The sequence below is a fragment of the Herbidospora galbida genome, from assembly GCF_005233835.1.
GTDB lineage: Bacteria > Actinomycetota > Actinomycetes > Streptosporangiales > Streptosporangiaceae > Herbidospora > Herbidospora galbida.
This window is the reverse complement of record NZ_SZQA01000044.1, coordinates 1-19,330: the sequence shown is the minus strand read 5'-3', so window position 1 is coordinate 19,330 and position 19,330 is coordinate 1. Positions and strand designations below refer to the sequence as shown.

Here is a 19,330-nt window from a genome sequence, read left to right as displayed (position 1 = left end):
TCAGCGGCCGTCCTTTACGTCGTTGGTGATATGTCCGACTGTTCCGAGCCCGTGCTGGGCTCGCAACTCGTTTTCCCTGTTCGCCGCCATGGCGCGCACGTCGTCGGCGAAGTCGCGCACCTGGTGGGCGGTGCGCCTGGCGACGTGCTCGGGCCTCAGTGACTCCAGTTTGCGCATGACCCAGACCGCCAGCGAGGCGCCCAGCGTCATGTAGAAGAGGCGGCGGATCACGGCCGGCGCTCCACGGCCCGGCGCCGGCCGCGCCGCGACAGGGCGTGGCGGAGGCCGTGGGCGAACGAGGAGACCTTGATGATCGGGCCGGTCACGACCGTAGAGGCGAGCCCGGTGATCTTCGCGACGTCGTCGCTGACCTCTTTCACGTTGGAGGCGATGGCCTCCACCGCGACGAGCTGCCGGTTCGTCTCGCTGACGGTGTAGCTGACCTCGTTCAGGAGGGGCACCACCTTGTCGCCCAGCTCGTTGACGACCTTGGTGGTGGCGGTCAGCAGCCGCGCCAGCTTGATCAGCACGTAGGCCAGGAAGCAGACGAGGATCGCCCAGAACGTGGCGACGATCAGGCCTGCGACCTCTCCGGCGGTGAGCATGGGCGAACCCTCCTCATGGGGCAGATCCACAGCGCGAGCCACAGCCTGCCTTCGGCAGTCCGCGTCTCGCTCCGCGGGGCCCCTGCGTTGAATGGCAGAAACCCTATCGCGGTTTCGAGGTCAGCCCTCTTTCCCTCCACGGAGGAAGGTACGCAGCCGGGCCCAGCGTTCGGCCACCGGGGCCTCGGCGCCGTGGGTGGTGGGCTCGTAGTAGCGCCGGTCGCGCAGCTCCTCGGGCGCGTAGTCCTGGCGCACCACGCCGTGGTCGAAGTCGTGGGGGTAGCGGTACGCCTCCCCGTGCCCCAATTTCTTCGCGCCCGGGTAGTGGGCGTCGCGCAGGTGGGCCGGGACCTGCCCGATGTGCCCGGCCCTGACGTCGGCCTGGGCGGCGCCGATGGCCTTCACGACGGCGTTCGACTTGGGCGCCAGAGCGCAGTGGATGACCGCCTGGGCCAGGTTGATGCGGCCCTCGGGCAGGCCGATGAAGTCGACGGCCTGGGCGGCGGCCACGGCCACCTGGAGGGCGGTCGGGTCGGCCATGCCGACGTCCTCGGAGGCGAAGATCACGATCCGGCGGGCGATGAAGCGGGGGTCCTCCCCCGCCTCGACCATGCGGGCCAGGTAGTGGAGGGCGGCGTCGGCGTCGGAGCCGCGCATGCTCTTGATGAAGGCGCTGATGACGTCGTAGTGCTGGTCGCCCTGGCGGTCGTAGCGGACGGCGGCCTTGTCGACGGCCTTCTCGACCACCTCGACGGTGACGTCGTCGGCCAGGAGGGCGGCGGCCTCCAGGTAGGTCAGCGACCGCCGGGCGTCTCCCCCGGCCAGCCTGACCAGCTGCTCCCTGGCCTCCGGCCGGAGCGTCACCGTGCCGTTCAGGCCGCGTTCGTCGGCCGCGGCGCGGTCGAGGACGGCGCCGACGTCGTCGTCGGTGAGCGACTCGAGGGTCAGCAGCAGCGAGCGGGACAGCAGCGGCGAGATGACGGAGAAGAAGGGGTTCTCGGTGGTGGCGCCGATGAAGGTGACCCAGCGGTTCTCCACCGCCGGGAGCAGCGCGTCCTGCTGGGCCTTGTTGAACCGGTGGACCTCGTCGACGAACAGGACGGTCTGCCGCCCGCTCATGCCCAGTTCGCGGCGGGCGTTCTCGATGGCCGTACGGACGTCCTTGACCCCCGCCGAGACGGCCGAGACCTCGACGAACCGCCGTTTGGTGACGTTGGACACGACGTAGGCCAGCGTGGTCTTGCCGGTGCCGGGCGGCCCCCACAGGAACAGCGACATGGGGGCCTCGCTCTCGACCAGCCGCCGCAGGGGGGTGCCGGAGCCGAGCAGGTGGCGCTGGCCGATGACCTCGTCGAGGGTGCGCGGGCGCATGCGCACGGCGAGGGGTTCGGGCGTATTGTCCCGTGCGGCCGAATCGAACAGGCTCTCCACAAACCCCTAGCCTAGGCCCCAGACGGCGGTGGCCCCGGTGTGCCCGGCGCGCACGACGTAGAAGGTGACGGCGAGCGCGCCCGCCACGGCCAGGACCGAGAGCACGGTGGTCAGCGTCCGGCCCCGACCCTTGGAGACCGCCCAGACCAGCGCCAGCGCGACGACCGCGAGGGCGATCGAGGTCAGCAGCAGCGGGAGGGCGAACGACTCGTGCTCGGCGACCGGCGCGGGCGCCTGGCCGCCGTAGCGCGACTCCTTCAGCGCCTCCCCGCTCATCCGGGCGACGAACACGCTGATCGGCGCCGCGACGGCCAGCAGCACCAGGGCCCAGTCGAGGCGGGCCCGGAACCGGGGCAGCACGGCGTAGGCGACCGCGACGGCGGCCAGGAGCGGGGTGAAGACCACTGCGGCGTGCACGACCAGCGGATGCAGGGGAAGGCCGAAAACGGAATCGAACATGCGGGGGACATCTCCTTCGTCATCCACTCATACCCGAGCGATCACGCGCAGGTTCCCAGATGGATCTGAGAACGGGATGAGAGCCGTCAGCTCCTGACCCGGCCCCGGAAGGGGCGGGTGGCCGGGTCGGGCGGCACGCTGACCGGGCGGCCCTCCATCGCCCGCAGGGCGTGCCGCACCGCGGCGTCGAGCTGCGGGTCGGCACCGCGGGCCCAGTCGGCGGGGGTGATCAGCACCTCCTCGTCGGGCGTCGCGCCCCGGTTCTCCAGCTCCCAGCCGTAGTTCTCGCTCCAGTGGGCGAATCCCGGCACCCGCATCCGGGTGCCGTCGGCCAGCCGGTAGACGCCCCTGATGCCGATGACGCCGCCCCACGTCCGGGTCCCGATGACGGGGCCGAGGCCGAGGGCCTGGACGGCGGCGGTGATGATGTCGCCGTCGGAGGAGGTCTCCTCGTCGCACAGCACCACGACGGGCCCGCGCGGGGCGTCCATGGGGTAGCTCCTCGGCTCCTCCCGGCGCGACAGCTTCCAGCCGACGATGCGGCGGGAGAGCTTCTCCACCACCAGCTGGGAGGTGTTGCCGCCCTGGTTGGCGCGCACGTCGACGATCACGGCGTCCTTGGCGAGCTCGTGGGACAGGTCGCGGTGCAGCTGCGCCCAGCCCGCCCGGTCCATGTCGGGCACGTGCAGGTAGCCGATCCGCCCGTCCGACAGGCGGCGGACCAGCCGGCGGCGGTCGGCCACCCAGGAGTGGTAGCGCAGCCGCCGGTCGTTGACCAGCGGCACCACGGCGACGCGGAAGACGCGGGCGCCCGACTCCACGGTCAGCTCGACGGGGTGCCCGTAGGCGGCCCAGAGCAGCGGCGCGGGCCCGGTCACCGGGTCGACCGGCACGCCGTCGACGGCCAGGATCGCGTCGCCGGCCCGCACCCCGGATCCCTGGAGCGGCGAGCGGGCGGCGGTGTCGGAGAGCTCGGCGGGGAAGATCCGCCGGACCCGCCACAGGCCGTCGGTGTCGGGCCCGATGTCGGCGCCCAGCTGGCCGGTGGGGCTGCGCCAGTGGTGCCGGGCGGCGTGCACGTAGGCGTGGGAGGCGCCGAGCTCCCCGACGACCTCCCTGACCAGGTCGGCGAAGTCCTCCGGGCCGCCGACCCGGTCGAGCCAGGGCCGGTAGGTCTCCAGCACCTCCGGCCAGTCGACCCCCGCCATGTCGCTCACCCAGAAGTGGTCGCGCATGATGCGCCCGGCCTCGGCGTAGGCCTGCCGCCAGCGCCGGCCGGGGTCGATCCGCACCCTGACGCGTTCGAGGTCGACGGTCACGCCGTCGCCGTTCTTGCTCGTCGCCGAGATCACCCGTAGCTCCGAGGCGTCGCGGACCACGATCCGCGAGCCGTCTCCGCTGACGGAGAAGAAGTGGACGTCGGTGGCGAGCTCCTCGGTCTTGCGCTTGTCCAGGTCGAACCGTTCGAGCACGGTCGGCTCGCCGGTCGCGCCGCGGCACCAGACCAGCCCGCCCTTGACCGGACGCAGCGCCCAGTAGTGGGCGTCCGGCACGGGCAGCGGCACGATCCGCCCGTCGAGCCCGGCCAGGTCGACGGTGACGGGCCCGTCGCCGCCGTCGCCGCCGTCGGCCGACTTGCCCTCCACCGAGGGGGCGAACGGCGAGGGCGCGCCCGCCGCGAGCGGCAGCAGGTAGGGGCGGGTGCCGTGGGTGATCACCAGGTCGAAGCTGTGGGAGTCGCGGATCATCTCGAACCCGCGCAGCGACAGGAAGACCAGGTTGCGGCCGTCGCCGGTGAAGGCGGGCGACATGTCGGTGAACCGGCCGTCGGTGACGTGCACGATCTCGGTCGCCGGGGTCTCCGGGGCGGGGGTCTCGGTCACCTCCGCGCCCGAGTCGGGGTCGTCCTCCGGCGTGCCGGGCCGCTGGAGCCGGGCCATCCGGATGGCGTAGCCGCGCGACACCGGGTGGCACCACACGAGCCACTGGGAGCGCGGGTCGAACCCGAGGTCGCTGATCACGCCGTGGTCGGTCCGGGTGAGCTCGGTGACGGTGCCGGTCTCCGGGTCGACCAGGAGCAGGCGGCCGTCGTGGGAGGCGACCGCGATCACCGAGCCGTCGGGGGCGGCCTCCATCTCCTCGACCTGGCCCAGCTCGCCGGCGGCGACGGTCCGGGTGGGGCTGCCGGGCATGCCCAGCTCGATGGCGTCCTCCCCGTCGGCGTCGGTCACCCACGCGGCCGGGCCGTTCACCCGTTTGCCCAGGTCGTCGGGCTCGGCGTCGTCGGCGCGTTCGAACCGGCCCAGCACGATGGGCAGCCGGGCCCGGCCGCGCCCGGACAGGAGCCGGACCGGCCCGTCTTCGTGGGTCACCCAGTGGACGGCGCCGCCCACCTCGACGGCGCTGGCCCGGCCGGTGGTGTCGCAGGCGGCGTCTTCGGGGTGGGGGCTGGCCCAGAAGGGCTGGCGTCCCCGCCCCGCGCCGCCGAGGCGCACCTCCAGCGGCTGCGGCTCGGCGTCGAGGCCGGGCAGCAGCCACAGGCTGCCCGCCCGGGCGTAGACGATCCGGGTTCCGTCGGTGGCCGCCTGGCGGGCGTAGAAGTCCTGGTGGTCGGTGTGCTTGCGGAGGTCGCCTCCGTCGTACCGGACCGAATAGAGGTTGCCGGTCCCCTCGTGGTCGGAGAGGAACACGATCCGGCCGCCGACCAGCATCGGCGCGGCGAGCTGGCCCTCGTGGCCGGCCAGCAGGCGGCGGCCGTCGAGCCACAGGCGGCCCATGCCGCCGCCTCGGTAGCGCTTCCAGTGGGCGGGGTCGTGCCCGGCCGAGGCGGTCAGCAGCAGGGTCCGCCCGTCGCGCAGGTCGAGGTCGCTGACCGGGCCGTAGGGCAGCCGCTCCCCCGGTCCGCCGTCGAGCGGCACCGTGCGCGCCCACGTCCAGTGCGCGAAGGGCTGGTCGTGGGAGCTGCCGGCGATCACGGTGCGGGCGTCGAGCCAGCCGTGCACCCGCGCGCCGTTGCCGCCCCAGTGGGTGAGCTGCTCGATCCCGCCGCCGTCGACCGGCGCGACGTGGACGTCGGCGGGGATCCGCCCGCCCTGCCAGGCCACCATGGCGCCGTCGGGCGACAGCCGGGGATGGGCGGCGCCCACCTGCTCGACCGTCAGACGCCAGGCCCGCCCGCCGTCGAGCGGAGCGATCCACACGTCGTCCTCCGCGACGAACGTCAGAAGATCACGATGGATGTGCGGAAACCGGAGGTATGACCTGCTAGGCACCCCCACAATGCTAATCCCAGCCCTCACGAAGGCAAGATCGTTACGTATGGGGCCCGTGGGACTGGGCTTACGCGAAGCAAACACGATCACGGATAGAGTGACGCGAAACTTCAGCAATGGACGAATAAAGGGAAGGCAACGCAGTGACCCACACGAATCGGCAGAAACCCCTGGCCCTGGGCCAGGCCCGTCGCGTCCGGTTGGGGGTCGGTGCAGTGATCCTCTCGCTCTTCGCGGTGACGGGCTGCAGCAGCGCGGACAGCAACACGGCCGCTCAAGGCGAGGAGACGCCTCCTCCGTCGGCCGCGCCGTCGATCACGTCGATCCCCTCCACGCTGCCCGACCAGCCGACCGCTCCCCCGACGCCGGTCGACCCGAGAACCGTCAAGTGCGAATACCGCAAGGACGACTCCGGCGCCCCCGCCAAGTTCGTGGGCATGCCCCCGGCCAAGCCGGTGAAGGCGGCGCTGAACGCCAAGAACATGACGATCAAGACCAACCAGGGCGACATCGTCATCGAGCTGGTCCCCGCGTCGACCCCGTGCACGGTCAACTCGTTCTACTTCCTGGCGCAGAAGAACTACTTCGACAACACGGTCTGCCACCGGCTCACCAACCTCGAGAGCAACGGTCTCGACCTGCTGCAGTGCGGTGACCCGCAGGCCAAGGGCGACGGCAAGAACAAGAGCGACGGCACCGGCGGCCCCGGCTACCTGTTCCCCGACGAGAACCTCGGCCCGGCCTACACGCGCGGCGTGGTCTTCATGGCCCAGGGCGGCGACGCGGCCAACTCCAACGGCAGCCAGTTCGCCATCTCCTACAGCGACGAGGCGGCCCAGCTCCCGGCGGCGTACACGCCGTTCGGCGTGGTGACCAAGGGCATGGAAGTGGTCGACAAGATCGCCAAGGAGGGTGTCATCAAGAACGAGGACGACATCCTGGCCGACGACGGCGGCTCCAACGCGCCGAAGATGCGCGTGGAGATCAAGAACGTCGTGATCAGGTAGACGCTTCAGTCGAAGGGCGGGTCCATCAGGACCCGCCCTTCGGTGTTTCTGGAGACATGAATCCCATCAGAACCTCTAGAATCTCGCGAAAGGCGATCCTTTACCCAGATTCCGGACACGTCTCGTGTCCACTTGAGCATCCCCTGACCGGAGGCGACACGTTGTCCGAGCACGAGCCGGCACCGTCGTGGGTCATCGACCCGCACAAGCCCAGCGTTGCCCGGATGTACGACTACTACCTCGGCGGCAAGGACAACTTCGCCGCCGACCGGGAAGCCGCCGACGAGATCCTCGCCCGCATGCCCTACGTCCGCGACTTCACCCGGGAGAACCGCGCGTTCCTGTCCCGGGTCGTCCGCCTGCTGGCGGCGCAGGGCATCCGGCAGTTCCTCGACATCGGCTCCGGTCTGCCGACCCGTGAGAACACCCACCAGGTCGCCCAGGCGGTCGCCCCCGACGCCCGCGTCGTCTACGTCGACAACGACCCCATCGTGCTGGCCCACGGGCGGGCCCTGCTGGCCAAGAACCGCAACACCGCCGTCGTCCGGGCCGACCTGCACGACCCCAAGGGCATCCTCGACCACCCCGAGGTCCGGGCCCTGATCGACTTCTCCCAGCCGGTGGCGATCATGCTGCTGGCCATCGTCCACTTCGTGCCCGACGACGACGAGGCGTCCCGGATCGTGCGGGAACTGCGGGTGCCGATGGTGCCGGGCAGCTATCTGGTCATGTCGCACGGGCACATGGGCGAGGTCGACGACGACCTGCAGGAGGTCGTGTACAAGACGTACCGGCAGACCAGCAGCGGGAACATCACGGCCCGCACCTCCTCGCAGGTCGCGGCCTACTTCGAGGGCATGGAACTGCTCGAGCCCGGAATCGTCCAAGTGGGGGTCTGGCGACCGGAGATCCGCGGTCTGGCCGACGCCGACCCCCGCAAGGCCGGCTTCTTCGGCGCCGTCGGACGCGTGCGGTAAAGCGCGCGGGCACGAAAAAGGCCGGTCCGTTGCGGACCGGCCTCTTCCTTTGTCAGGCCTTGGGCGTGGCGTCGACGCCCGCCTCCTTGCGCTGCGCCGGGGTGATCGGCGTCGGCGCGGCGGTCAGCGGGTCGAAGCCGGAGGCCGTCTTCGGGAACGCGATGACGTCGCGGATCGAGTCACCGCCGGCCAGCAGCATGCAGACCCGGTCCCAGCCGTAGGCGATGCCGCCGTGCGGCGGCGGGCCGTACTTGAACGCCTCCAGCAGGAAGCCGAACTTGCTCTCGGCCTCCTCCTTGGAGATGCCCAGCACGTCGAAGACCCGCTGCTGCATCTCGGCGCGGTGGATTCGGATCGAGCCGCCGCCGATCTCCATGCCGTTGCAGACCATGTCGTAGGCGTAGGCCAGGGCCTCGCCCGGGTGGTCTTGGAAGTTGTCGTTCCACTCGGGCTTGGGGCCGGTGAAGGGGTGGTGGACGGCCGTCCAGCCGCCCTCGCCGTCGTCTTCGAACATCGGCGCGTCGACGACCCACAGGAACGACCACTGCGACTCGTCGATCAGCTCCTTGCGGCGGCCGATCTCCAGCCGGGCCGCGCCGAGCAGCTCACGCGAGGCGTGCCGGGCGCCGGCCGCGAAGAAGATCGCGTCACCGACCTCGGCGCCGGTCGCCGCGCGCAGCCCGGCGGTCTCGGTCTCGGACAGGTTCTTGGCCACCGGGCCGCCGAACCCGTCTTCCTGGACGAGCACGTAGGCGAGCCCGCGCGCGCCCCGCGACTTGGCCCATTCCTGCCAGCCGTCGAGCTCCTTGCGGGTCTGCGACGCGCCGCCCGGCATGACCACCGCGCCGACGTACTCGTTCTGGAACACCCGGAAGGTGGTGTCCTTGAAGTAGTCGGTCAGGTCGACCAGCTCGCAGCCGAACCGCAGGTCGGGCTTGTCGGAGCCGAAGCGGGCCATGGCGTCGGCGTAGGTCATGTGGGGCAGCGGGGAGGGCAGCTCGTAACCGAGCGTCTCCTTCCACACCCGGCCGATGATCGCCTCGCCGAGCTCCATGACGTCGTCCTGGTCGACGAACGACATCTCGATGTCGATCTGGGTGAACTCCGGCTGCCGGTCGGCCCGCAGGTCCTCGTCGCGGAAGCACTTGGTCAGCTGGTAGTAGCGCTCCAGGCCGGCCACCATGAGGAGCTGCTTGAACAGCTGGGGCGACTGCGGCAGGGCGTACCAGTTGCCCGGCTGGAGCCGTACCGGCACCAGGAAGTCGCGGGCGCCCTCGGGGGTCGAACGGGTCAGGTTCGGCGTCTCGACGTAGACGAACCCGCGCTCGTTCATCACCTCGTTGACCAGGTAGGTCGCCTTCGACCGGATGCGCAGCGCGTCGCCGAGCTGCTGGCGGCGGATGTCGAGGTAGCGGTACTTGAGCCGGGCCTCCTCGGAGACGCCCGAGGCGCCCTCGATCGGGAACGGCAGCGGGGCCGCCTCGCTCAGCACCTCGACCTCGGTGGCCACGACCTCGATCCCGCCGGTGGGGATGTCGGGATTCTCGTTGCCCTCGGGCCGCACCCGGACCTCTCCGACGACCTTCACGCAGTATTCGGAGCGCAGGCCGTGGGCGTCGTCCTCCTCGCGGAAGACGACCTGGGCGGAGCCGGAGGAGTCGCGCAGGTCGATGAAGACCACGCCGCCGTGGTCACGTCGCCGGGCGACCCATCCGGCCAGCGTCACCTGTTGGCCGGCGTGCTCGGGGCGCAACGTCCCGGCCTGGTGGGTGCGGATCACAAGAGTTTCCCTTTCAGGGTGTCGACGATCGAGGCGAGGGACACCTCGGTCTGTTCAGCGGTTTCCAGGTCCTTCAGCTGTACGGCCCCCGCCTCCAGGTCGCGCTCACCGATGATCAGCGCGAACCTGGCCCCCGACTTCGACGCCGCCTTCATGGACCCCTTGAGCCCCCGGGAGCCGTAGGCCATGTCGGCCGCGAGCCCCGCCCGGCGCAGCTCGGCGAGCAGCGCGAACGCGCGCCGCCGGGCTTCCTCGCCCAGGGGAACGGCGTAGACGTCGACCGTCGAGACGGCGGCCGCGGCGACCTGCTCGGCCTCCATGGCCAGCACGGTGCGGTCGAGGCCGAGCCCGAAGCCGATGCCGGGCAGCGGCGGCCCGCCGATGGACTCGGAGAGCCCGTCGTAGCGGCCGCCCCCGCCGACGGCCGACTGGGCCCCCAGCAGCGGGTGGTCGAACTCGAAGGTGGTGCGGGTGTAGTAGTCGAGGCCGCGCACCAGACGCGGGTTGTCGGTCCACGGGATCGACAGATCGGCCAGCGCGGTGCGCACCTGGTCGTGGTGGGCCTTGCAGGCGGCGCACAGGTGGTCGGTGACCAGCGGCGCCCCTTCGAGCTGGGCCTTCACCTCGGGCCGCTTGTCGTCGAGGACGCGCAGCGGGTTGATCTCGACGCGGGCGCGGGTGGCCTCGTCGAGGTCGAGGGCGCGCAGGAAGTCCTGCAGCGCGGCCCGGTAGATGGGGCGGCACTCGGCGCAGCCGAGCGTGTTCAGCAGCAGCGTCAGCCGCTGGAGGCCCAGCTGCCGGTACCAGTCCCACGCGATGGCGATCGTCTCGGCGTCGACCAGCGGGTCGTCGCTGCCGATCGCCTCAAGGTCGACCTGGTAGAACTGCCGGTAGCGCCCGGCCTGGGGCCGCTCGTAGCGGAAGGCGGGGCCGACGGCCCAGACCTTCGCGGGCAGCTGGCCGTGGTGCAGGCCGTTTTCCAGCACCGATCGCAGGACGCCCGCCGTGAACTCGGGCCGCAGGGTGACCGATCGGCCGCCCCGGTCCTCGAAGGTGTACATCTCCTTGGTCACGACGTCGGTCGACTCGCCGACGCCGCGCGCGTAGAGCTGGGTGTCCTCGAACACCGGGAGTTCGAGGTAGCCGTAACCGGCCTTGGTCACCGCGGCGGCGAAGGTGTCGATCGCCCGCCGGAACGCCGCCGAACGGGGCGGCGCGTATTCGCTAACGCCCTTGGGCGCCTGGAAGGTCATCACAGTCCTCGGTTCGGGCCGGGCGCCCCATGCTCCAGATCTTTCAGGAACGGGTTGCTGGCGCGCTCGCGGCCGATGGTCGTCTGGGGTCCGTGACCGGGGAGAACCACCGTTTCGTCCGGCAGTGTCAACGTCTTGGCGAGACTGCCGAGCATGGCCTGGTGGTCGCCGCCGGGCAGATCGGTGCGGCCGATGGAGTCTCTGAACAACAGGTCGCCGCTGAACAACACGTGTTCGTCGTCGAGCCTGAAGGTCACAGACCCCCCGGTATGGCCCGGCCGGTGGTCGACGACCAGCTCGAGGCCGGCCAGCTCCAGGACGGCGCCGTCGGCGAGCTCGCGGACGTCGTCGGGCTCGCTGAACTCCAGCCCCCCGAACAACTGTTTGCTCATCGCGCCGAATCCACGGCCCGGATCGCTCAGCAGAACCCGATCATCGGGATGAATCCAGGCAGGAATTTCACGAGCTCCGCAAACCGGACCGACCGACCACATGTGGTCGATGTGCCCGTGGGTCAGGACCACCGCGACCGGCTTCAGCCGGTGCTCGCGGATCAGCTCGTCGAGGCCGTCTTCAGCGTTCTGACCTGGGTCGACGACCACGCACTCTTCGCCCGCGGCGGGCGCGACGACGTAGCAGTTGGTCTGGAACGACCCGGCTGGGAACCCTGCGATCAACAACGGAGCGGCCTCGATGTCTCAAAGGATTGAGCGAGCGAATGTAACCGAAGGGTACCGGTGCGGGTCGGCGGGCTGCGAACCAATACCCGTGTGCCGATACGATTCGCCCACCTCAATAGTCATTCTTGGACAGTCGGGAGGACGAAGTGGTCACCGGGAAGGACCGGCAGAAGCAACTCGCGCGCGAACACCACGAGCGCCAGCAGGCCGCGCGTATCCAACGTGAGCGTGTCGCGAAGCGCAACGCCGCCATCGGGACCACCGCCGGTGTCGTGGTCGTCATCGCGGGCATCGTGGCGGCGGCGATCTTCCTGACGGGCGGCGGCGACGACGCCGACCCGGCCACCGCGGCGGCGTCGGCCTCGGCCAATCCGGCCGAGAGCGCGGCGGCGGCCCCCGCGGAGCCCCTGCCCTTCGACAAGGGCACCGGCAGGTGCGACTACGTGAGCGACCCGGCGGGCGGGGCCAAGGACGTCGGCAAGCCCGATCCCAAGGTCGCGGCGGCGCCGGCGGTCATGAAGATCGACACCAACCTGGGCGTCATCGAGGCCGACCTCGACGGCGCGAAGGCGCCGTGCACGGTCGGCTCGTTCACCCACCTGGCGAGCAAGGGCTACTTCGACAACACGAAGTGCCACCGCCTCACCACCGAGGGCATCAAGGTGCTCCAGTGCGGCGACCCGACGGCCTCGGGCAGCGGCGGCCCCGGCTACCGCTTCGTCGACGAGAACCTCGAGGGCGCCAGCTACAAGCGGGGCGTGCTGGCCATGGCCAACAGCGGCCCGAACACCAACGGCAGCCAGTTCTTCATCGTCTACGGCGACGAGACCGACACCCTGCCCGACTCGTACACGCCCTTCGGCACGATCACCAAGGGCCTGGACCTCGTCGACAAGGTGGCCAAGGCGGGCGTCGAGGGCGGCGGCGGCGACGGTACGCCGAAGCAGGCTGTCGAAATCAAAGACGTGACAATTACCGGCAAGAGCTGACGTAATACAACCAAGGGCTAAACGCCCTGGAGGCTGATTCGAGTGCGGGAGGACACGGTGACCACCGACCCGTGGGGCCGGGTAGACGACGACGGCACCGTCTACGTGCGTACGGCTGAGGGAGAACGGGCCGTCGGGTCCTGGCAGGCCGGGGAACCGGAAGAGGCGCTGGCCTACTTCCACCGCAAGTTCGACGAGCTGGCCGGTCAGGTCCAGCTGCTCGAACAGCGGGTGAAGGGCACCGACCTGCCGCCCGCCCAGGCGGAGGCCGGCATCCTGAAGCTGCGCGAGGCGATCACCGGTGCGAACGCGGTCGGTGACCTCGACTCTCTGAACAACCGGCTCCAGGCCCTCTCCGAGATGGTCGGCAAGCGCCGCGAGGAAGTGAAGGCGGCCCGCGAGGTCGCCCGCGGCCAGGCCAAGGAGATCAAGGAGCGGATCGTCGGCGAGGCCGAGCGCATCGCCGAGGACGCCACTCACTGGAAGTCCGGCGGCGAGCGGCTGCGCCAGCTCGTCGAGGAGTGGAAGGCCGCCGAGCGGATCGACCGCGCGACCGAGGCGGCGCTGTGGAAGCGCCTGTCCACGGCCCGCACGGCCTTCGCCAAGCGCCGCAAGGCCTACTTCTCCTCGCTCGACGAGCAGCGCGACCAGGTGCGTTCCGCCAAGGAGCGCATCGTGACCGAGGCCGAGGAACTGTCGGCCTCGACCGACTGGAACGCCACGGCCGCGGCCTACCGCGAGCTGATGCGTCGCTGGAAGGCGGCCGGCCGGGCCTCCCGCGAGGTCGAAGACGAGCTCTGGAACCGCTTCAAGGGCGCCCAGGACCAGTTCTTCCAGGCCCGCTCGACGGTGTTCGCCGAGCGCGACGCGTCGTTCGCGGCCAACGCCGACGCCAAGGAGCTGCTGCTCGTCGAGGCGGAGAAGATCCTCCCGGTGACCGACGTCCGCGCGGCGCGCGGTCAGCTCCGGGCCCTGGTCGAGCGGTGGGAGACCGTCGGCCCGGTGCCGCGCGAGCAGCGCGACCGGCTCGAGGGCGGCCTGCGGAAGATCGACGACGCGGTCCGCAAGGCCGAAGAGGCGGAGTGGAAGCGCTCCAACCCCGAGGCCCGCGCGCGTGCGCAGGACACGGTGAACCAGCTCCGCCGCTCGATCGAGCAGCTGGAGACCCGGCTGGCCAAGGCCCAGCCGGGCAGCAAGCAGGCCAAGGAGGCCGAGGAGGGCATCGCCGCCCGCCGCTCCTGGCTCGAAGAGGCCGAGCGTACGCTCGCCGAGTTCTCCTGAGGTGGCGCCGGCGGCGCCTGACCCTTCCGGTCAGGCGCCGCTGGTCACCCGGTAGACGTCGTAGACGCCCGGGATGTTGCGCACGGCCTTGAGCACGTGGCCCAGGTGCTTGGGGTCGCCCATCTCGAAGGTGAACTTGCTGACCGCCACCCGGTCGCGTGAGGTCGTCACCGACGCCGACAGGATGTTGACGTGGTGGTCGGACAGCGTCCGGGTCACGTCGGACAGCAGCCGGGGCCGGTCGAGCGCCTCGACCTGGATGGCCACCAGGAACACCGAGTCGTCGCCGGGCGACCAGGCCACCTCGACGAGCCGCTCGGGCTGCTCCTGGAGCTGGCCCACGTTGGCGCAGTCGACCCGGTGCACCGAGACGCCGTGGCCGCGGGTCACGAAGCCGGTGATGTCGTCGCCCGGGACGGGCGTGCAGCACCGCGACAGCCGTACCCACACGTCGGGGTCCCCCGCCACCATGACACCGGCGTTGGTGCCGGCCCTGGGACGCCCCTTGAGCTGCGTGGGCAGCGCCGCCTCGGCGATGTCCTCCTCGGCCCCCTCGACCCCTCCCAGGGCCTGTACGAGCTTCTGGACGACCGACTGGGCCGCGATGTGGCCCTCGCCCACCGCCGCGTAGAGCGCCGAGACGTCGGGATAGTGGAGATCGCGGGCCAGGGCCAGCAGCGCCTCCCCCGACATGAGCCGCTGGAGCGGCAGGCCCTGCTTGCGCATCGCCCGCCCGATGGCCTCCTTGCCGGCCTCGATCGCGGTCTCGCGGCGCTCCTTGGAGAACCACTGGCGGATCTTGTTGCGGGCCCGGCCCGACTTGACGAACTTCAGCCAGTCGCGCGAGGGCCCCGCGTCGGGCGACTTCGAGGTGAAGATCTCGACGGTGTCGCCGTTGCCCAGGCGCGACTCCAGCGGCACCAGCCGCCCGTTGACCCGGGCCCCGATGCAGCGGTGGCCGACCTCGGTGTGGACGGCGTAGGCGAAGTCGACCGGGGTGGCGCCGTCGGGCAGCGCGATGACCTGGCCGCGCGGGGTGAAGACGAACACCTCGGAGACCGACAGGTCGAACCGCAGCGACTCGAGGAACTCGCCCGGGTCGGAGGTCTCCTTCTGCCAGTCGAGCAGCTGGCGCAGCCACGCCATGTCGTTGACGTCCTTGACCTTGCCACCCGGGTTGGAGGCGACCATCTCCTCCTTGTACTTCCAGTGGGCGGCGACGCCGTATTCGGCGCGGTGGTGCATCGCGCGGGTGCGGATCTGCAGCTCGACCGGCTTGCCCTCGGGCCCGATGACCGTCGTGTGCAACGACTGGTACATGTTGAACTTGGGCATCGCTATGTAGTCTTTGAACCGGCCGGGCACCGGGTTCCACCGGGCGTGGATCGTTCCGAGCGCGGCGTAGCAGTCGCGGACCGTGTCGACCAGCACCCGGATGCCCACCAGGTCGTAGATGTCGTCGAAGGCGACACCCTTGGCGATCATCTTCTGGTAGATCGAGTAGTAGTGCTTCGGGCGGCCCTTCACGGTCGCCCGGATCTTCTGCTCCCGCAGGTCGGAGTGGACGTTCTCGATCACTTCCTGCAGGAACAGGTCGCGCCGGGGGGCCCGCTCGGAGACCATGCGGGCGATCTCGTCGTAGCGCTTGGGGAAGAGCATGGTGAACGCGAGGTCCTCCAGCTCCCACTTGATCGTGTTCATGCCCAGGCGGTGGGCCAGCGGCGCGAAGATCTCCAGCGTCTCGCGGGACTTCTGCTGCCGCTTGTGCTCGGGCATGTAGCGCATGGTGCGCATGTTGTGGAGCCGGTCGGCCAGCTTGATGACCAGCACGCGGATGTCGCGGCTCATCGCCACGACCATCTTGCGGACCGTCTCGGCCTGCGCGGCGTCGCCGAACTTGACCTTGTCGAGCTTGGTCACGCCGTCGACGAGCAGCGCGATGTTCTCGCCGAAGTCGGCGCGCAGCTCGTCGAGGCCGTAGGCGGTGTCCTCAACGGTGTCGTGGAGGAGCGCCGCGCAGAGGGTCTCGTCGTCGGTGCCCAGCTCGGCCAGGATGGTCGCCACGGCCAGCGGATGGGTGATGTAGGGGTCGCCGCTCTTCCGCTTCTGGTCGCGGTGGTGGTAGGCCGCCGTCTCGTAGGCGCGCTCGATCAGCCGGAGATCGGCCTTGGGGTGCGTGGCCCGGACCGTCTTGAACAGGGGCTCGAGGACGGGGTTCATCGCACCCCACTGCCCCCCGAACCGGCCCAGCCTGCGTCGGACGGCCGTCCCCTTCTCCGGGGGCGCCGCCTCGGCGGGCACATCGGGAACCGGCGCGCCAGGCGATTCGACGGGCGCGTTGCCGGAGGCCACATCACGGGGCACTCAGACTCCTCACATTCGAGTCCAGATCACTCAGTGTAGGTCAAACGGTAACCAAAGCTCTGACGTCGAGACCGGGCAGCCTCTCCCTACCGGGGAGGAAGGACAGCTCCATCAGAAAGGTCACGGCCACCACTTCGGCGCCCGCGCGCCGCACCAGGTCGACCGCGGCGGCCGCGGTGCCGCCGGTGGCCAGGACGTCGTCGACCACCAGGACCCGCTCGCCGGGGGCGAACGCGTCGGCGTGGACCTCGATCGTCGCAGAGCCGTATTCCAGATCGTAGGACGCCTCAAGCGTCTCGGCGGGCAGTTTGCCCTTCTTGCGTACCGGAACGAAACCCGCGCCCCTTCTGAGGGCCACGGGAGCGGCCAGGATGAAACCCCTGGCCTCGATGCCGACCACCTTGTCGAAGGAGAACCCCTCAGCCAGGTCGTCGACGACCGCGGTGAACGCGGCCGGGTCGGCCAGCAGGGGGGTGATGTCCTTGAACAGGATGCCAGGCTGCGGATAGTCGGGAATGTCCCTGATCAGCGAGATCCACTCGGTCACCTGCCAACTTTAATGGCTACTCAAAGCGAGACGCGGACGGCCGAAGGCCGGCTGCGTCTCGCGCCCGGAACCTGCCCAATAGACACCGAGACGCGGACGGCCGAAGGCCGGCTGCGTCTCGCGCCCGGAACCTGCCCAATAGACACCGAGACGCGGACGGCCGAAGGCCGGCTGCGTCTCGCGCCCGGAACCTGCCTACACAAACGAACGCCCCGCGGGCTCCCGATCTTCCCGGGTGCCCGCGGGGCGTCTTCACGCTTTTGCTACTTCTTGGCGTGCTCCTTCTTCTCCTTCGCGGAGGCCTGCTTGGCCTCGGAGGCCTCGCGCTGGGCCACCCGCTTGGCGAGGGCGATCCACTGCGGTTCGCGCTCCTTGAGGGACACCAGGATCGGCGTCGCCACGCACAGGGAGGAGTAGGTTCCGACGAGCATTCCGACGAAGAGGGCCAGCGACAGGTCCTTCAGCACACCCGCGCCGAGCAGCGTGGTCCCGATGAACAGGATCGCCGCCACCGGCAGGATCGCCACCAGCGAGGTGTTCAGCGACCGGATCAGGGTGTGGCTGAGGGCGTTGTTGGCCGCCTGGGTGTAGGTCATCTTCGCCGACGTCTTCAGCGGGGTCGTGACCTCCTTGATCATGTCGAACACGACGACCGCGTCGTAGAGCGAATAACCGAGGATGGTCAGGAAGCCCAGCATGGTCGCCGGGGTGACCTCGAAGCCCGACCAGGCGTAGACGCCCGCCGTGATCACGAGGTCGTGGATCAGCGCGACGATCGCCGCCAGCGCCATCCGCCACTCGAACGCCATGCTCAGGTAGAGCATGATCGCGACCATGAAGACGATCAGGCCGATCCAGGCCTTGGTCGAGACCTCACCACCCCACGTCGCCCCGATGACCTGGGTGCTGACGTCGTTGGGCTCGATCTTGTACTCACTGGCGACCGTCTCCTGGACCTTGGTGACCTCGGAGCCCTCCAGGCTCTCGGTGGTCACCCGCCAGTTGGGCCCGGCCTCCTGGACGATCACCTGGTGCGGACCGGCCGAGCCGACCACCTCACGCACCTGCTCGATGGACGAGCCGGGCGTGCGGGTGAAGTCGAAGACCGAACCGCCGGTGAACTCGACGCCCAGGTTGAGCGGCTTGATGAACAGACCCGCGATCGAGATGATCAGCAGCGCGAGCGACAGGCCGTACCAGAGCTTGCGCTTACCGACGAAGTCGATGTCGATGTCGCCGCGGTAGAGGCGGCGCGCGAGGCCGGCGGCCATCACGCCTCCTGGAGGGTCGAGGTGGACGACGACTCGGTGCGCGCCATGCGCTCGGCGTCGAGTCCGGACAGCGGGTGGCCCTTGGCGAAGAACTGCATGCGCGCCACCAGCGACATGAGCGGCTTGGTGAAGAGGAACACCACCACGATGTCGATGACGGTCGTCAGGCCCATCGCGAACGCGAAGCCGGCGACGTCACCCACGGCCAGGAAGTAGAGCACCAGGGCCGCGATGAACATGACCGCGTCGGCCACGAGGATCGTGCGGCGGGCCCGCTTCCAGGCCACCTCGACGGCCGTGCGCAGGCTGCGCCGGCCCTCCTTCATCTCGTCTCGGATGCGTTCGAAGTAGACGATGAAGGAGTCGGCGGTGATGCCGATCGAGACCACCAGGCCGATGATGTGCGGCAGCGACAGGCGGAAGCCCGCGTTGGCGCTGAGCACCACCACCGACAGGTAGGTGACGATCGTCGCGACCACGAGGCTGGCGATGCCGACCACGCCGAGGCCGCGGTAGTAGAGCAGCAGGTAGAGCATGACGATCACGAGGCCGATGCCGCCCGCGATCAGACCGCCGCGCAGCTGGTCGGCGCCGAGGGTCGAGGAGACCGACACGGTCGAGCTGACCTTGAACTTCAGCGGCAGCGCGCCGTACTTGAGCTGGTCGGCCAGTTCGGTCGCCGTCTGCGAGGTGAAGCTGCCCGAGATCTCGGTCTTGCCGCCGGTGATGCGGCCGTTGGAGACCGGGGCCGTGACGACCACGCCGTCGAGCACCGCGCCGATCTGGTTGCGCGGCGGCTGGCTGTTGAAGGTCTTGTTGGTGAGCTCGGACCACTTCGTGGCGCCGGCGCTCTTGAAGTCGAGGTTGACGACCCACTCGCCGGTGTCCTGGCGCACGCCGGACGAGGCGGTGCTGATCTCCGAACCCTGGACCGCGGCCACGTCGAGGATGTACTTCGCGGTCCCGCTCTCGTCACACGCGGCGAACTGCTTGTTCGGGTCGTCGAGGACGCCCGCGCCCTTGTTGTTGGCCGAGCACTTGAGGTCCTTGAACTGCTGCAGGACCGCCGGGTCGATGCCCGACAGGTCCTGGCCCGCCAGCGGGTCGGCGGCGGCGTTCGGGTCGGCCGAGGGCTGCGTCGTCACGAGCGGCGAGGCGGCCGGGCTGGGCTCGGCGTTCTTCTTCTTGCCGTTGCCCTGCTGGTTGCCCTGCTGCTGGTCACCCTGCTGCTGGTTCCCCTGGCCCGCCTCGGCGCTCGCAGTCGGCGAGGGCGCCTGGAGGGCCTTGGAGACCGCCCGGCCCGCCGGGCTGGCGGCCGGAGAGGCGGCGGCCGGAGAGGCGGCGGCCGAGGGCGTCACGGCCGGAAGCGTGCCCGACGGGGCCGGCGAGGCCGCGTCGCTGGGCAGCGCGGCCG

At 70.3% G+C, this 19,330-nt stretch carries 16 protein-coding genes; 4 read left to right on the top strand and 12 right to left on the bottom strand.

Features of this window, described 5'->3' with window-relative positions; genetic code table 11:
• The 5 genes from FDA94_RS33105 to FDA94_RS33085 all read right to left on the bottom strand — a co-directional run bounded on the left by FDA94_RS33105 (nt 1) and on the right by FDA94_RS33085 (nt 5,767).
• The gene (locus FDA94_RS33105; RefSeq protein WP_137251008.1) at nt 1-231 is read right to left on the bottom strand and encodes a hypothetical protein; all 231 of its coding nucleotides are present in this window, start codon (nt 229-231) and stop codon (nt 1-3) included.
• The gene (locus FDA94_RS33100; protein WP_137251007.1) at nt 228-605 is read right to left on the bottom strand and encodes a DUF948 domain-containing protein; all 378 of its coding nucleotides are present in this window, start codon (nt 603-605) and stop codon (nt 228-230) included. Before FDA94_RS33100 ends, FDA94_RS33105 begins: the two co-directional genes overlap by 4 nt.
• Nucleotides 606-725: 120 nt before the next feature.
• Nucleotides 726-1,976, bottom strand: a complete 1,251-nt coding sequence (locus tag FDA94_RS33095) for a replication-associated recombination protein A (protein WP_137251033.1) — start codon at nt 1,974-1,976, stop codon at nt 726-728.
• A gap of 66 nt (nt 1,977-2,042) precedes the next feature.
• Nucleotides 2,043-2,495 carry a DUF2231 domain-containing protein gene (locus FDA94_RS33090; RefSeq protein WP_137251006.1) on the bottom strand — a complete coding sequence of 151 codons (453 nt, stop codon included), beginning with the start codon at nt 2,493-2,495 and terminating at the stop codon, nt 2,043-2,045.
• An 86-nt stretch (nt 2,496-2,581) separates the two neighbouring features.
• Nucleotides 2,582-5,767 carry a S41 family peptidase gene (locus tag FDA94_RS33085; RefSeq protein ID WP_137251005.1) on the bottom strand — a complete coding sequence of 1,062 codons (3,186 nt, stop codon included), beginning with the start codon at nt 5,765-5,767 and terminating at the stop codon, nt 2,582-2,584.
• A 143-nt stretch (nt 5,768-5,910) separates the two neighbouring features.
• Between FDA94_RS33085 and FDA94_RS33080 the strand changes: the two genes are divergently transcribed.
• Together FDA94_RS33080 and FDA94_RS33075 are read left to right on the top strand one after the other, a co-directional pair.
• Complete coding sequence (locus FDA94_RS33080) at nt 5,911-6,774, top strand: peptidylprolyl isomerase (protein WP_137251004.1); 864 nt, start codon at nt 5,911-5,913, stop codon at nt 6,772-6,774.
• Between the two features lie 161 nt (nt 6,775-6,935).
• The gene (locus tag FDA94_RS33075; RefSeq protein ID WP_246060283.1) at nt 6,936-7,751 is read left to right on the top strand and encodes an SAM-dependent methyltransferase; all 816 of its coding nucleotides are present in this window, start codon (nt 6,936-6,938) and stop codon (nt 7,749-7,751) included.
• A 52-nt stretch (nt 7,752-7,803) separates the two neighbouring features.
• Here the strand turns inward: FDA94_RS33075 and aspS are convergent, their stop codons facing one another.
• Genes aspS through FDA94_RS33060 form a run of 3 tightly spaced genes read right to left on the bottom strand, consistent with a single transcriptional unit; the run spans nt 7,804 to nt 11,464 of the window.
• Nucleotides 7,804-9,531, bottom strand: coding sequence for an aspartate--tRNA ligase (gene aspS, locus FDA94_RS33070; RefSeq protein ID WP_137251002.1), 1,728 nt, complete (start codon nt 9,529-9,531; stop codon nt 7,804-7,806).
• Complete coding sequence (gene hisS / locus FDA94_RS33065) at nt 9,528-10,784, bottom strand: histidine--tRNA ligase (RefSeq protein ID WP_137251001.1); 1,257 nt, start codon at nt 10,782-10,784, stop codon at nt 9,528-9,530. The genes aspS and hisS overlap by 4 nt, the downstream gene beginning before the upstream one ends.
• Complete coding sequence (locus tag FDA94_RS33060) at nt 10,784-11,464, bottom strand: MBL fold metallo-hydrolase (RefSeq protein ID WP_137251000.1); 681 nt, start codon at nt 11,462-11,464, stop codon at nt 10,784-10,786. The genes hisS and FDA94_RS33060 overlap by 1 nt, the downstream gene beginning before the upstream one ends.
• Before the next feature lie 146 nt (nt 11,465-11,610).
• Here FDA94_RS33060 and FDA94_RS33055 point away from each other — a divergent pair, with 146 nt between their 5' ends.
• Nucleotides 11,611-12,453 (top strand): peptidylprolyl isomerase, encoded by an 843-nt coding sequence (locus FDA94_RS33055; protein WP_137250999.1) that lies wholly within the window; start codon nt 11,611-11,613, stop codon nt 12,451-12,453.
• A 42-nt stretch (nt 12,454-12,495) separates the two neighbouring features.
• Nucleotides 12,496-13,734 (top strand): DUF349 domain-containing protein, encoded by a 1,239-nt coding sequence (locus tag FDA94_RS33050; protein ID WP_246060282.1) that lies wholly within the window; start codon nt 12,496-12,498, stop codon nt 13,732-13,734.
• A 30-nt stretch (nt 13,735-13,764) separates the two neighbouring features.
• Here the strand turns inward: FDA94_RS33050 and FDA94_RS33045 are convergent, their stop codons facing one another.
• The 4 genes from FDA94_RS33045 to secD form a co-directional block, all read right to left on the bottom strand.
• Nucleotides 13,765-15,954, bottom strand: coding sequence for a RelA/SpoT family protein (locus FDA94_RS33045; protein ID WP_137251031.1), 2,190 nt, complete (start codon nt 15,952-15,954; stop codon nt 13,765-13,767).
• A 184-nt stretch (nt 15,955-16,138) separates the two neighbouring features.
• Complete coding sequence (locus tag FDA94_RS33040) at nt 16,139-16,645, bottom strand: adenine phosphoribosyltransferase (RefSeq protein WP_137250998.1); 507 nt, start codon at nt 16,643-16,645, stop codon at nt 16,139-16,141.
• 263 nt (nt 16,646-16,908) lie between these two features.
• Nucleotides 16,909-17,916: a protein translocase subunit SecF gene (gene secF / locus FDA94_RS33035; RefSeq protein WP_137250997.1), complete on the bottom strand. Its 1,008-nt coding sequence runs from the start codon at nt 17,914-17,916 to the stop codon at nt 16,909-16,911.
• Nucleotides 17,916-19,330 (bottom strand): protein translocase subunit SecD (gene secD / locus FDA94_RS33030; protein WP_137250996.1); only part of this gene is annotated, 1,415 nt, incomplete at its 5' end. The genes secD and secF, both read right to left, overlap by 1 nt.